This window comes from Promicromonospora sp. NFX87 (assembly GCF_048564965.1).
Taxonomy (GTDB): Bacteria; Actinomycetota; Actinomycetes; order Actinomycetales; family Cellulomonadaceae; genus Promicromonospora.
In genome coordinates this window covers 1869655-1882782 of sequence record NZ_CP183413.1, presented here as the reverse complement: position 1 = coordinate 1882782, position 13128 = coordinate 1869655, and the positions used below count along the sequence as shown (strand labels likewise).

Below are 13128 nucleotides of genomic sequence, written 5' to 3'. Positions count from 1 at the left end.
GTCGCCGACCACTCCACTGTGCCACGGGACCGCTGCCTACCTCGCCTGTCTCCTGCCTGTCTCCGATACCTCCACAACGATGTGGCCGGACTCATAGGCACGACGGGCAGAAGACCTTACTGTTGGTGAACGTGCGATTCCTCCCCGAGCAGAGCCCGGCCACCGACCTCACCTACGGCGACGTCTTCCTCGTCCCGTCCCGCTCGGACGTCACGTCGCGGTTCGACGTCGACCTCGCGTCCGACGACGGCACCGGCACCACGATCCCCGTCGTCGTCGCGAACATGACCGCGGTGGCGGGCCGCCGCATGGCGGAGACCGTCGCCCGGCGCGGCGGGATCGCGATCATCCCGCAGGACGTCCCCGCCGACATCGTGGCGAGCGTGGTCGCCGATGTGAAGGCCAAGGACCCGGTCATCGAGACGCCGGTGATCGTCTCCCCGCACGACACCGTGCACAGCGTGCTGAACCTGCTCGGCAAGCGTTCGCACGGCGCGGCCGTCGTGGTCGAGGACGACCGGCCCGTCGGCGTGGTGACCGAGTCGGACTGCACGGACGTCGACCGGTTCACGCGCGTCTCCGAGGTCATGTCCGCCGAGCCGCGGCTGCTGGACGCCGCGCTCCTGGACACCGCGGGCGGGCTGGAGGCCGCGTTCGACGTGCTGCACGCCGCGCGCCTCGACCTGGCGCCGGTGGTGCGCGACGGACGCCTCGCCGGGATCCTCACCCGCAAGGGCGCGCTGCGCTCGTCGATCTACTCCCCCCGCCCTGGACGCGTCCGGCGCCCTGCGGATCGGGGCCGCCGTCGGCATCAACGGCGACGTCGCCGCGAAGGCCAAGGACCTGCTCGCGGCGGGCGTGGACGTGCTGGTCGTCGACACGGCGCACGGCCACCAGACCAAGATGCTCGCCGCCCTGGAGGCGGTCCGGTCCGTCGACCCGAGGGTGCCGGTGGTGGCGGGCAACGTCGTCACCGCCGAGGGCGTGCGCGACCTGGTGGCCGCGGGCGCCGACATCCTCAAGGTCGGCGTGGGTCCGGGCGCGATGTGCACGACGCGCATGCAGACCGGCGTCGGCCGGCCGCAGTTCTCCGCGGTCCTGGAGTGCGCGGCCGCGGCACGCGAGCTCGGCAAGCACGTCTGGGCCGACGGCGGCGTGCGCCACCCCCCGCGACGTCGCCCTGGCGCTGGCCGCGGGCGCGTCGCAGGTGATGGTCGGCTCCTGGTTCGCCGGGACGTACGAGTCGCCCGGCGACCTGAAGTCCGACGGCGCAGGCCGGCTCTACAAGGACTCGTTCGGCATGGCCTCGGCGCGCGCGGTCGCGGCCCGCAACTCGGGTGCGGGGACCGCGTTCGCGCGCGCCCGCAAGGCGCTCTACGAGGAGGGCATCTCGACCGGCAAGATGTACCTCGACCCGGCCCGGCCGGGCGTCGAGGACCTGCTGGACGAGATCACGTCGGGCCTGCGGTCCTCGTGCACGTATGCGGGCGCGCGCTCGCTCGCCGAGTTCTCCGAGCGCGCGGTCGTCGGCATCCAGTCGGCCGCCGGCTACCAGGAGGGTCTCCCGGTCCCGACGAGCTGGTAACCCTCTTGCGGGGTTAGTCGACGATCACGAGACGGCGGGTTGGGCGGGTGAGCGCGACGTAGAGGTCGCGCTCGCCGCCCGGCCGGGCGTTCCGGATGCCCTCCGGGTCGGCCACCACGACGGTGTCGAACTCCAGGCCGCGCACCTGGGAGACGGGCACCACACGGACAGCCGTGCCGTCGAGCGCCGCCGCCAACCCGGCGACCGCGGTGTCAGCGGCCACGACGGCGACGAGCGCCTCCGGGTCCGACTCCGCCTCGGCTCGCACCTCCGCGACGACGGCGGGCACCAGGTCGCCGTCCGCCGTCACCCGGCGCGGCTCGTCACCGTTGCGCACCGCCACGGCGGGCGCCTGGTGCGGGGCGATCTGCGCGAGCAGCGGCGCCGCCGCGGCCAGGACCTCGGCGGTGGTGCGGTAGCAGACGGTCAGGGTGCGCACGTCCGCCCGCTTGGCCAGGTCGCTGCCCAGCGCGTCGGCCCAGGACGCCGCGCCGGTGGCGGGCCCGGCCTGGGCGAGGTCGCCGACCACGGTCATGGACCGGCCGGGGCAGCGGCGCAGCACCGAACGCCACTGCATGGGCGTCAGCTCCTGCGCCTCGTCCACCACCACGTGCCCGTACGTCCGCGCGGGCGGGCCGTTGAGCAGGTGCTCCGCCTCGTCGAGCAGCGGCAGGTGGGCCGCGGTCCAGGCGCCCTCGGGTGCGCCTTCGACGGTGAGCTCCGGGCGCTGGTCGAGCACGTCGAGGACGACGTCCGCCGCCTCGAGCCGCGGCCAGGCGGCCTCGACCGCCCGCTCGAGCGCGAGGTCGTCGGCGAGCTCGGCCCGCAGGGCGCCGGGGTCGAGCTCCGCCACCGCGGCGGCGTGCCCGAAGGCGCCGCCCTCGTCCGGGCCGAACCCGAGCCGCTCGAGGTCCTTCGCCGCCGCCTTGTCGACGTTGACGCCGCCCGTCAGCACCTCGATGTCCTCGTCCAGCTTGGCGAGCATGATCCGGGCGCGCGCCTGCACCTCGTCGGACACGAAGTCCACGACGAGGTCCTTGAACAGCGACCGGGCCTGGTTGTGCGGCAGGCCGGCGCCGCCCGCGGTCGCCCGCGCCTCGGCCAGCGCGTGGGCGTCCATGGTGATCGCGTCGCCGTCGACCAGCACGGTCAGCGTGCCCGCCGGGGCCTGGTAGGAGCGGACCGTCTCGGCCAGCTCGTCGGCCAGCCGCACGTCGCCGGCGGCGCGGCGCAGCTCGTGGCCCACCGCCGGGACCGTGTCGACGTCCACGCCGAGGGCGTCGGCGACGAGGCGGTCGGCGGTGCTCATCGCCACGTCGTTCTCGCCGAGCGACGGCAGCACCTCGGCGATGTAGTCGAGGAAGCGCGAGTTGGGGCCCAGCACGAGCACGCCGTCGGCCCGCGCCTCCTCGAAGCCGGCGAGGACGTAGGCGGCGCGGTGCAGGGCGACCACGGTCTTGCCCGTGCCCGGTCCGCCCTCCACGACGGTGACGCCGCGGTGCGCGGACCGGATGATCGCGTCCTGCTCGGCCTGCAGCGTGGACACGACGTCGCGCATCCGGCCGGTGCGCCGGGCGCCGATGGCCTCGAGCAGCGGTCCGTCCCCGACGAGGTCCTCCGGGCCGGGCTCCGCGCCGTCCAGGAGCTCGTCGCTCACGCGGGTGACCTTGCGGCCCTCCAGGCGCAGGTGCCTGCGCCGGTGCAGCCCCATGGTGTGCGCGGCGGTGGCGGCGTAGAAGGGGCGCGCGGCGTCGGCGCGCCAGTCGACGAGGAGCTGGTCGTCGCCGTCGCTCAGGCCGGTGCGGCCGATGTGCAGGGTGCGGCCGTCGGCGTGGTCGATCCGGCCGAAGCAGAGGTGGTGCTCGGCAGACCCCAGCGTGCGCGCCCGGCGGTTGAGCATGCGGACACGCACCTCGCGGGTGAACGCCTCCTCCGGGTCCGTCGACGACGCGCGTACGGCGTCGTCGAGGTCCGCGCTCACGCGGGCCACCTCGCCGTCCAGCCTGGCGTACATGGCGTCGACGTGATCCTGCTCGGCGGACTGCTCGATCTGGCGTTGCTGCACCGGGTCTCCTTCGTGTTGGCCTGGGGGTCAACGCAAAGGAATCACGGAACGTTCCCGGCCATCTAACACACTCCTTGACAAGTACCGACACGCCTGAGACCGCACGACCACGGTCCCGGGAGCCGTCAGGACTCCGCTGCCCGCTGCCCGAACGTCCCGTCGGTGACGGTCGCCCAGGAACGGCGCACGATCTCCTCGAGCACCGCGAGATCGACCTGCTCCAGGTCCTTCAGGTAGAGGCAGCTGACGCCGGTGGTGTGCGGGCCGAGCCCGGCCAGCAGCTCCTCGTGGGCGCCGACGCCGTCCGCCAGGTACACGGTGGTGGCCGCCTTGCGGGGCGCGAACCCCGTGGCGGGCGCATGCCCGGAGCGGCCCGTCGGGTACTCGTACCGGTACTCGCCGAACCCGATGATCGAGGTGCCGAACATGCGTGGCGGCGCACCCGTGACGCGCTCCATGAGGTCCCGCAGGGTCTGCGCGTCGCGCCGCCGGACGGCGGAGGGCACGGCGTCGACGTAGGCGGCGGGGTCTTCGTCGGTCCAGGTGGTTGCCATGCTTCCAGTATGGCCATACCGGTACCGTTGACCGCTCGGCACGCACCGGCCGGGCCCCGCCGCGCACGACACCAGACGAAGGAGCCGCCGTGGTCGCCGCCGACCTCGACGTCACAGTCGACCTCAGCCGAGAGCTCCTCGAGGAGCAGCACCCGGACCTCGCCGGCCTGCCGCTGGAGCTGGTGGCGAACGGCTGGGACAACGTGATGATCCGCCTGGGTGACGACCTCGCGCTGCGCCTCCCCCGGCGCGAGCTCGGGGCGCAGCTCATGCGCAACGAGCACCGGGTACTCCCGCTGCTCGCCCCGCGGCTGCCCGTGCCGGTCCCCGTCCCGGTCCGCACCGGCGCGCCCAGCGCGGCGCTCGGCTACCCGTGGCCCTGGGGCGTCGTGCGGTGGGCCGACGGCGTCCCCGCGGCCACCGTCCCGGCGGCGGAGCGCACACCGTGGGCCGAGCACCTGGCGCGCGTCTTCGTCGCGCTGCACCAGCCGGCGCCCGAGGACGCCCCGGGGAACAGGTTCCGCGGGATCCCCGTCGCGGAGCGGACGGCGACCTTCGAGGACCGCGTCACCCTGCTCCCCGAGCGGTTCCGGGACCGGGCGGACGACCTGTGGGCCGACGCCGCCGACGCCCCCGGCTACGGCGGCGTCCCGGTGTGGCTGCACGGCGACCCGCACCCGGCCAACCTGGTGGCCGACGGCGACCGGCTCTCCGCCGTGATCGACTTCGGGGACGTGACCAGCGGCGACCCGGCGTCGGACCTCGGCGCGATGTGGCTGACCTTCGACGCCGAGGGCCGGGACCGCTTCCGCCGGGTGGTCGACGCCCAGGCGCGGGACGGCCGCGGCTGGGACGCCGGGATGTGGCGCCGCGCGCGGGGCTGGGCGCTGCTGTACACGACCATCTGCTTCTCCTACCCGGACACGCACCCGATCATGGTCGGCGTCGGGGAGCACGCGATGGAGCAGCTGTTCGGCTGAGCGATGCCTGGCTGTCAGTGACTCCGGCTACCTTCCTCGCATGTCCTACTTCAGGCCCCTCTTCGCCCTCCTGCCCGGCATCCCTGACGGCACGCCCTACCCCCAGACGGTGCACGACCTCGGCGTCCTGCACGTGCCGTCGGGGCGGGTCGAGGCGTCCGACCCGTACGTCACCCTGGGTGACGGCCTCGCCACCACCGTGCCGCCGGGCTCCTACCCGGTGCGGGTCACGGTCGCCGACGTCTCGGAGGACCGGGACGGCAGCCACCCGCGGGAGGCGTACCTGTCCCTCGTGATCTCCGACGCCGCTCCCGTCGCCGAGGTGCGGCTCGTCTCGCCCGACGGCGCCGAGCCGCCCACCGGCGACGAGTTCTACGGCGTCGGCGTCGACGCGGGGACGGTGGCCTTCGCGGACGCCGGGGCGGTCACCGCCTGCATGCCGCCCCGGGACGCCGACTGGTACGAGGACCTCTTCGACAACGGCACCGACCGGTCCTGGTTCGCGCTCCAGGACGACCCCGACCACTACCGGAACGGCTGCGCCAACATCACCCTGCCGCTGGCCACCGCCGGCGAGAACATCGTGCTCAGCCACTCCGGCTGGGGCGACGGCTTCTACCCGGTGGTCAGCACCCACGACGCCGAGGGGGCACTCCTGGGTCTGCACATCGACCTCCTGGTCGCCGGGCCGGAGGACGACGAGGACGAGGACGAAGGCGCCGAGGAGGCCGCGGTCACCGTCAGCGCGTGAACGGTACGGCCGCGGGTCAGAACCGCACGGCAGTCGTGTTGGCCCCGCACACCAGCACCGCTACCCGTTCCCCCGGCTCCGGCACGTAGCTCCCGGACAGGACGGCGGCGAGCGCCGCCGCGCCGCCCGGCTCGGCCACGACGCGGGCGGTGTCCCAGAGGGAGTGCTGGGCGGACGCGATGGCGTCGTCGGTGACCAGCACCGACTCGGCGACGAACTGCTGGGCCAGCGGGAACATGAGGCGGCCCACCTGCCTGGGTGCCAGCGAGTCGGCGGCGATGCCCTCGGTGGGCGCGTCGACCGGCTCGCCGGCGGCGAGCGCGCGGTGCAGCGTCGGCGAGCCCTCTGGTTCGACGGCGACGACCTTGACGTCGCCGCGGAACCAGGCGGAGATGCCGCCGATGAGCCCGCCGCCGCCGACCGCGACGAGCAGCGTGTCGACGTCGGGCAGGTCCTGGCCGATCTCCAGCCCGAGCGTGCCCTGGCCGATCAGCGTCTCGGGCTGGTCGTAGGCGTGCACCGTCATCGCGCCCGTGCCGGCGACGAACTCCTCGCTCGCGGCGAGCGCGTCGGCGTACCGGTCGCCGCCCACGACGAGCTTCGCGCCGTAGCCGCGGATGCGGTCGGCCTTGGCCGGCGAGGTCACGCTGGGCACGAAGATCGTGGCGAGGATGCCGAGCCGGGCGGCCGCGTAGGCGACGGCGGCCCCGTGGTTGCCGCCCGAGGCGGCCACCACACCGGCGTCGGGCACCTCGCGGGTGAGCAGGCTGGTGAACGCGCCGCGCGCCTTGAACGAGCCGGAGTGCTGGAGGCACTCGAGCTTGAGCGACACAGGGTGCGCGGGGCGGCCGAAGTCCGCCAGGTCGACGTCCAGCACGGGGGTGTGCCGCACGTGCGGGCGGATCAGGGCCTCGGCGGCGCGGATGGCGTCGCGGGTCACGTCGGTCATCGGGTGCTCCTGAGATCTTCGAAGGCTCCAGCCAGCCGGTCGGCCAGAGCGGGGTCGTGCCGCGCCGCCTCGGCGTGGATCGCATGGACGGCCGCCTCGTGGGTCGCCCGCAGCCCGGCGGTCCCGGTCCCGGTCACGGCCGCACGGATACCGGCGAGCACGTCCAGCTCGGCGGCGGGCAGTCCGTCGACGCCGCGGCCCTGGTGCGGGCTGAGCCCGTGCCGCAGGCAGGCGAGCGAGACGAGCTGTTCGCGGACGCCGTCGAGCATGGTCACGGCCTGCCAGCGGCGGCCACGGGCGATGGCGGACCGGGCGTGCAGCGCGTGCAGCCACGCCAGGCCGATCAGCCGTTCCGGGTCGGGCGGTGGCAGGTGCGCGGGCGGGTTGGTCTCGCCGAACAGGAGCCGGAATCCTTCGACCGTCTCGCGGAACCGCTCGTACGGCCAGAAGGACACGTCCACCTGCAGCGACCCGGCGAGCAGGAACACGCGGTAGAGCACGCCGTCGGCCACGACGTCGAGGTGGTGCACGGCCCCGTGGGCCGCGTACATGGACTCCGTCCACCGGGCCGCGACGTCGGCCGGGTCGGCGTCGGCGGCGACCCGGAGCACCAGGTCGATGTCCGACCACTCGTCCTCGCGCCCCGTGGCGCCGGAGCCGACGAGCGCGGCGGCCGCCACGGCGTCGTCCGCCCGGGCGGTCTCCACGAGGGCGTCGCGCACGGCGTCGCGGGTGCGGGTCGTGAACCTCACGAGATGCCGAGCTCCTTGGTGCGGTCCCAGTCCTCGGTCCAGCCGAGCTGGTCGAACATGGCGTCCAGGATCCCGGCGGTGAACCCCCACACGAGGTGGGTGAGGTCGCCGTCGTGCACGTGGAAGCCCGGGCCGCGCCAGGTCTGGTTGCCGCGGCGCAGCACGGTGGTGAAGCGGTTGGCGGGGTCCAGCAGGTCGGCCACGGGGGCGCGGAAGACGTGCGCGGACTCGGCGGCGTCGACGACGCCGACGGGTGTGGGCCGGGCCCACCAGCCGAGCACCGGGGTGACCACGTGGTTGCTGACCGGCATGGGCAGCTCGTCGAACGCGCCGAGCACCTCGACGCCTGCCGGGTCCAGCCCCGTCTCCTCGACGGCCTCGCGCAGGGCGGCGGCCACGGCGTCCTCCCCGTCGTCGGCGCGTCCGCCCGGGAAGGCGACCTGGCCGGCGTGGCTGCGCAGCGTCGCGGCCCGCGCGAGCAGCAGCACGTCGAGGTCGGCGGGCACCGCGAGGTCGTGGTCGTCCCGGTCGGTGGCCAGGTCGTCCAGGACGCCGAACAGCACGAGGACCGAGGCGGGACGGGCTTCGCTCGTGAAGCCACCGCGCGCGTGCCGCCACGGCCCGTCGAAGCCCTGTTCGGCGAGCGCGACCAGCTGCTTGCGTGCGGATGCGGAGGAGCTCACTGCCCGACCTTAACTCCGGTTCCCGAGGCCCCCGCACAGAGGAACGTTCGCAAGAGGAACGCTCACCAGAGGAACGACCGGATGGCGGCCGACACGGCGGCGGCACGGTCGCGGTGCACAGCGTGCCCCGCGCCCACCACCATCCGCACCCGCACGCTCGGGTTGCGGATCATGAGCTCGACGCCGGTGGGAGACGGGAACAGGGCGCCGTGCGCGGGGTCGGCGCTCAGCACGAGCGTGGGGACCACGAGGCGGCTGATGACGCCGGTGTACCGCCACGGCGTGTTGTCCCGCAGGGTGCGCGCCACCGCCGTGGCGTCGGCGGCCTTCGCGGCGTCCGCGACCGCCGTGACGTCGCGCCGGTCCCAGGCCGGGTGCGCCGCCTGCACCGCCCGGGGCGAGCGCGGGTGGACTGCCTCGGCGATCTCCACCGCCGCGCCGGTCTCGAACCGGTCGTCCGGGATGTCGAGCGCGGGGTCGAGCAGCACCAGGCGGCGCGCGAACCTGCGGTCGGAGCCGGCGTCGGCATCGGCGGCCAGCGCACCGAGCAGGCCCCCGAGGCCGTGTCCCACCACGAGGTCCCAGCCGGTGCCGAGAGCACGTACGTCGGCGACGTGGTCGGCGAGCAGGTAGGAGTCGGCGCGCGGGCTCGTCCCGTGGCCCCGCAGGTCGGGGGCGAGCACCTCGTAGCCGTCCGCCGCGAGGGTCTCCGCGAGCTGCCACCAGGTGGCGCCGGCCGACACGGTGCCGTGCAGCAGGAGCGCCCTCCCGGGTCCGGCGCCCCAGCGGGTGGTGGCGAGCGGGACGGCCGCAGGTGGGACGGACGCGTCGTCAGGACCTTCGTTCCGCAGCACCATGAACAGAGGGTAACGAGCACATGTATACCGGCTTGAAACATTTGGCCATCGCTCGACACCGCAGGTCAGAGCGGCAAGATCGGCGCCGCGGGATCAGCGCCGCAGGATCAGCGCAGCGCGGCCGGGGCAGCCCCGTGCGCCACCAGGAGCGCCCGGACCGCCGCTTCGGTCCGCCCGTACACGGCGTCGTCGCCGTACAGGAGCGAGCGGTCGTTGGCGGCGTTGAGCAGCGCGTTGACCTCGAACTCGACCTGGTCGGGGTCGGTCCCCGGGGACAGCTCGCCGGCGTCGACCGCCGTGCGCACCTGGTGCCGGACGTACGACTCCCAGGACCGCTGGGCCGCCACGACCGCCTCCCGCACGGCCCCCCCTCGCGCATGTCGAACTCGACCTCGACCGTGCGGAAGAAGCACCCCCCGCGGAACACGCGCGTGCGGGAGTACTCGGTCCAGGCCAGCACCAGTGCCCACAGCCGTGGCAGGCCCCGCGGAGCGGAGCGCGCCGGGACGACCACGTGGTCGCGGTAGATCTCCGCGGCCCGCTCCACGGCGGCGAGCTGGAGCTTCTCCTTGGACCCGAACAGCCCGGCGATAGCGCTCTTGTTCACGGGCGCGGAGGCGGCGAGCGTGCCGAAGGACAGCGCGTCGAGCCCGCTCACCGACGCCTCCTGCACCGCGTGGTCCAGCACCGCGCGGCGCGTGCGGTCACCCCGGGCACGGCGCAGGTCGGTAGTGAGATCCATGAAAGAGAGTGTACGACCGTTCGCACATCCGATAGTGTGCGAACGATCGTACAGATTGTTCAGCCAGCCGCAGCCAGTCTCAGCCAGCCCCGGAGGTCTTCCGTGTCCCAGACACAGCGCGCCACCCGCGCGACGTTCCGTACCCTCGGCCGCACCGCACCGCCGCTCGCCCTGGCCCTCGGCTCGGTCACCTACTGGCGGCCCGGCCCCCCGGTGCCGGTCCGGCTCGCCGACCGGCAGGTCCACGACTCCGCCCGCCGCGGCACTCTCGCACACCGCCCCACATTCCGCGGCGGCGTGCGTCGGACCGCCCAGGTCGCCACCTACTCCTGGGGCGAGCCGGGCGCGCCCGGCGTCCTGCTCGTCCACGGCTGGCGCTCCCGCGCCTCGGCGTTCGGCCGGATCGTCGAGGACCTCACCGCCGCCGGGCTCCGGGTCGTCACCTACGACGCCCCCGCCCACGGCGACTCCGGCGGGCGCGGCCGTACCGGGCTCGACGACCTCGACATCATCCGCCGGCTGTCCGACGCCGAGAACGCACCCTGGGCGGCAGTGGTCGGACACTCGCTCGGCGTGCTCGCTGCCGGGATCGCCTTGCACGAGGGTGTCCGGGCCGAGCGGTTCACCGGCATCTCCGCCCTCACGTCGGTCCGCTCCGCCACCGACTGGTTCGTCCGGGTGTCGGGACTCCCCCTGGGCGCTGCGGGACCGCTTCGCGACCGCCGTCCAGCGCTACGGACTGCCCGGCCACCCCGACGTCTACGAACGCTTCGACCTGCTGGCGCGCACCGTACCGGCGTCGGTCCCCGCGCTCTGGATCCACGACGCCGGGGACCGCATGAACCCGCACGTCCTGTCCGAGCAGCTCCACGAGGCCCACGCGGCGACGAGCGAGCTCTTCACGACCACGGGGCTGGGGCACAACAAGATCCTCGGCGACCCGGTGGTCCGGTCCAGGATCCTCGACCACCTGGCGGCCCCGGCGTCCGCGTGACCACCCGCTCGGGGGCCCAACCCCATCCAAATGCACAAATACTTCCCTGACCTGCGAAAACACCCTACGCTGATGCCCGGTCTGCGCCGGTTCTGCGAAGGGGATCACCATGCAGTACGCGAGCGACCACGCCCTCGCGGCGGCGGCTACGGGCGTCCTCGCGGCGCTGTGGTTCGCCTGGACCGTCCGGCACTCCGGGCCCTGGACCCGCCTCCTGCCGGTAGCGGGGGTCGTGGCCGCCTGGGGCGTCGTGGTGATCGCCGTCGTCACCGCCGTGCGCGCCTGGCCCGACGGCACGGTGGTGACGGGCCGGGTGGTGGCCATCTACGTCGCGGCGCTCCTGGCCCACGGCGGCCTGACCCGGCTGTGCACCGGGCTGATAGCCAGCAAGTACCGGCGGGCGGTGGCGGCCGCCAAGGACGAGGACAAGGCCGGCGTCACCGCGGGCAAGCCGCGGCTCCACCTGATCCCGACGGTCGTCGCGCTGTCCACGGCGATCCAGGTGGCGATCATCGCCAACACGCTCGACGTGCCCTTCCTGTACCTGGGCGCCGCGGCGGGGATCCTCGCGGCCCTGGCGGCCTGGCCGCTCGCCTGGGTGCTGCGCACCGTCACCAGACCGCGCGGCCCGCGTCCGACGGCGGCACTCGCCCACCCGCTGACCGGGCTGCTCACCGGCGCGATCCTGGTCGTGACCGCCGTGTGGGTGCTGCTACCTCCCCCGTAGCCGCCCACACAGAAGTCTGACGCTGTTCCTTCAACTTTTGCTTGACACTCGGCATAAGTCGCCATAGGTTCGCAAAGCCACCTTGTGGTGCACAACACGCATGCGAGCCATCTCATGTCTTTCCGACACGGGTGGCCGCATGGGTCATGAGGGCGTGACCGTCGCCGCTGACGGTCACGAGCCAACGTCCTTGGAGGGAACGACGATGTGGTCCACCTTCGTGACAACGCTGTCACCCACGGCGTCGCCGCCGACGGCCTCGCGCGCCTGAGCCCCCATACCTCCTGATCCCTGTCTCGCCGGGCCCGCATCCGCATGCCCGGCGGTGTCGAACGGAGACGCATGCCTGAGAACAACGCTGAAACCCGATCCCCGCAGAGCCCATCCACGCAGAGCGCCGTATCCCGCCGCTCGATCCTGACCGGCACGCTCGCCGGGCTGATGGCGCCGACCGCGGCGCTGGCGCTCGGCGCGGACACCGCCGCCGCGGCGGGGACCGGGATCGTCCGCCCGCTGGGCACCACCCGGCACATCACCATCTACGCGGAGCCGCTGCCCGGCGGCCTCTACGGCTACGGGCTCACGCCCGGCAAGGCGACCATCCCCGGCCCCCTGCTGGAGATGTGGGAGGGCGACACCCTCCAGATCGAGCTGGTGAACAACACCGACAAGCGCCTGTCCATCCACCCGCACGGTGTCGACTACAAGACCGAGTCGGACGGCAGCCCGTTCAACGACTCCTTCAACGAGCCCGGCGAGACCCGCACGTACACCTGGGGCAGCCACGTGCAGACCCAGCTGGACGACGGTCACTGGCTGCCCGGCAGCGCCGGCTACTGGCACTACCACGACCATGCGCTGGGCGGCGAGCACGGCACCGCGGGCCTGCGCGCCGGCCTGTACGGCGGGCTCGTCGTGCGGCGCAGGGGCGACATCGTGCCCGACCGCACCTACACGGTCGTGTTCAACGACATGACCATCAACAACAAGACAGCCCCCGACACCCCGATGTTCGAGGCGAACCTCGGCGAGACCGTCGAGTTCGTCGCGATCGGGCACGGCGACCAGCTCCACACCTTCCACCTGCACGCCCACCGCTGGGCGAACAACCGGACCGGCTACCTGACCGGACCGGACGACCCGAGCCAGGTGATCGACACCCGCGACCTCAACCCGGGCGACTCGTTCGGGTTCCAGGTGAAGGCCGGCCAGAAGGTCGGCGCGGGCGCGTGGATGTACCACTGCCACGTCCAGTTCCACTCGGACGGCGGCATGGCCGGGGTCTTCCTGGTCCGCAACGCGGACGGCTCCATGCCCGCCGGCGCACAGGACGCCATCGACAGGTTCCACGAGCACGGCGGCCACCTGACCAGCGGCGCCGCCCAGTCCTCCAGCCAGTCCTCCACAGAGACCAGCACAAAGTCCAGCACAAAGTCCAGCACAGAGACCAGCACGGCCCACTCCGGCCACTGACCGCACGCATCGATCA

General features: G+C 73.6%; 12 protein-coding genes and 2 pseudogenes. 6 read left to right on the top strand and 8 right to left on the bottom strand.

The genetic code is table 11. The features are described from left to right. The first annotated feature begins 131 nt into the window (after positions 1 to 131). Positions 132 to 1585: pseudogene (locus ACNYC2_RS08420) on the top strand (GuaB1 family IMP dehydrogenase-related protein). 13 nt (positions 1586 to 1598) lie between these two features. Here the strand turns inward: ACNYC2_RS08420 and ACNYC2_RS08415 are convergent. Together ACNYC2_RS08415 and ACNYC2_RS08410 are read right to left on the bottom strand one after the other, a co-directional pair. Then, positions 1599 to 3650, bottom strand: coding sequence for a HelD family protein (locus ACNYC2_RS08415; RefSeq protein ID WP_419706589.1), 2052 nt, complete (start codon positions 3648 to 3650; stop codon positions 1599 to 1601). A 125-nt stretch (positions 3651 to 3775) separates the two neighbouring features. Beyond that, positions 3776 to 4204 carry a DUF1801 domain-containing protein gene (locus ACNYC2_RS08410; protein ID WP_419706588.1) on the bottom strand — a complete coding sequence of 143 codons (429 nt, stop codon included), beginning with the start codon at positions 4202 to 4204 and terminating at the stop codon, positions 3776 to 3778. 89 nt (positions 4205 to 4293) lie between these two features. Here ACNYC2_RS08410 and ACNYC2_RS08405 point away from each other — a divergent pair, with 89 nt between their 5' ends. Both ACNYC2_RS08405 and ACNYC2_RS08400 read left to right on the top strand, forming a co-directional pair. Next, a complete protein-coding gene (locus tag ACNYC2_RS08405; protein WP_419706587.1) occupies positions 4294 to 5184 on the top strand; it encodes an aminoglycoside phosphotransferase family protein in 891 nt (296 codons plus the stop codon). Positions 5185 to 5224: 40 nt separating this feature from the next. After that, positions 5225 to 5935 (top strand): DUF4241 domain-containing protein, encoded by a 711-nt coding sequence (locus ACNYC2_RS08400; protein WP_419706586.1) that lies wholly within the window; start codon positions 5225 to 5227, stop codon positions 5933 to 5935. 16 nt (positions 5936 to 5951) lie between these two features. Here ACNYC2_RS08400 and ACNYC2_RS08395 read toward each other — a convergent pair whose 3' ends face one another. From ACNYC2_RS08395 to ACNYC2_RS08370, 6 genes and pseudogenes are all read right to left on the bottom strand, one after another. Then, complete coding sequence (locus ACNYC2_RS08395) at positions 5952 to 6884, bottom strand: threonine/serine dehydratase (RefSeq protein WP_419706585.1); 933 nt, start codon at positions 6882 to 6884, stop codon at positions 5952 to 5954. Then, complete coding sequence (locus tag ACNYC2_RS08390; protein WP_419706584.1) at positions 6881 to 7636, bottom strand: nucleotidyltransferase domain-containing protein; 756 nt, start codon at positions 7634 to 7636, stop codon at positions 6881 to 6883. The genes ACNYC2_RS08395 and ACNYC2_RS08390 overlap by 4 nt, the downstream gene beginning before the upstream one ends. After that, on the bottom strand, positions 7633 to 8319 hold the full coding sequence (locus ACNYC2_RS08385; RefSeq protein ID WP_419706583.1) for an NUDIX hydrolase: 687 nt from the start codon (positions 8317 to 8319) through the stop codon (positions 7633 to 7635). Before ACNYC2_RS08385 ends, ACNYC2_RS08390 begins: the two co-directional genes overlap by 4 nt. A 62-nt stretch (positions 8320 to 8381) precedes the next feature. Continuing rightward, positions 8382 to 9176, bottom strand: coding sequence for an alpha/beta fold hydrolase (locus ACNYC2_RS08380; protein WP_419706582.1), 795 nt, complete (start codon positions 9174 to 9176; stop codon positions 8382 to 8384). Positions 9177 to 9283: 107 nt separating this feature from the next. Beyond that, complete coding sequence (locus tag ACNYC2_RS08375) at positions 9284 to 9538, bottom strand: TetR family transcriptional regulator C-terminal domain-containing protein (protein WP_419706581.1); 255 nt, start codon at positions 9536 to 9538, stop codon at positions 9284 to 9286. A 65-nt stretch (positions 9539 to 9603) separates the two neighbouring features. Further along, positions 9604 to 9918, bottom strand: a pseudogene (locus tag ACNYC2_RS08370) (TetR family transcriptional regulator); the annotation flags it as partial. A 102-nt stretch (positions 9919 to 10020) separates the two neighbouring features. Between ACNYC2_RS08370 and ACNYC2_RS08365 the strand changes: the two are divergent. The 3 genes from ACNYC2_RS08365 (at position 10021) to ACNYC2_RS08355 (ending at position 13112) form a co-directional block, all read left to right on the top strand. After that, positions 10021 to 10962 (top strand): alpha/beta hydrolase, encoded by a 942-nt coding sequence (locus ACNYC2_RS08365; protein WP_419706580.1) that lies wholly within the window; start codon positions 10021 to 10023, stop codon positions 10960 to 10962. A 59-nt stretch (positions 10963 to 11021) separates the two neighbouring features. Further along, positions 11022 to 11639, top strand: a complete 618-nt coding sequence (locus tag ACNYC2_RS08360) for a hypothetical protein (protein ID WP_419706579.1) — start codon at positions 11022 to 11024, stop codon at positions 11637 to 11639. Positions 11640 to 11981: 342 nt separating this feature from the next. Beyond that, the gene (locus tag ACNYC2_RS08355) at positions 11982 to 13112 is read left to right on the top strand and encodes a multicopper oxidase domain-containing protein (protein WP_419706578.1); all 1131 of its coding nucleotides are present in this window, start codon (positions 11982 to 11984) and stop codon (positions 13110 to 13112) included. Positions 13113 to 13128 lie beyond the last annotated feature (16 nt).

Excerpts from the sequence above, each read along its gene's own strand:
- ACNYC2_RS08400 (WP_419706586.1), top strand. The coding sequence starts at position 5,225 with ATGTCCTACTTCAGGCCCCTCTTCGCCCTCCTGCCCGGCATCCCTGAC.
- ACNYC2_RS08395 (WP_419706585.1), bottom strand. The coding sequence starts at position 6,884 with ATGACCGACGTGACCCGCGACGCCATCCGCGCCGCCGAGGCCCTGATC.
- ACNYC2_RS08380 (WP_419706582.1), bottom strand. The coding sequence starts at position 9,176 with ATGGTGCTGCGGAACGAAGGTCCTGACGACGCGTCCGTCCCACCTGCG.
- ACNYC2_RS08355 (WP_419706578.1), top strand. The coding sequence starts at position 11,982 with ATGCCTGAGAACAACGCTGAAACCCGATCCCCGCAGAGCCCATCCACG.
- ACNYC2_RS08410 (WP_419706588.1), bottom strand. The coding sequence starts at position 4,204 with ATGGCAACCACCTGGACCGACGAAGACCCCGCCGCCTACGTCGACGCC.
- ACNYC2_RS08360 (WP_419706579.1), top strand. The coding sequence starts at position 11,022 with ATGCAGTACGCGAGCGACCACGCCCTCGCGGCGGCGGCTACGGGCGTC.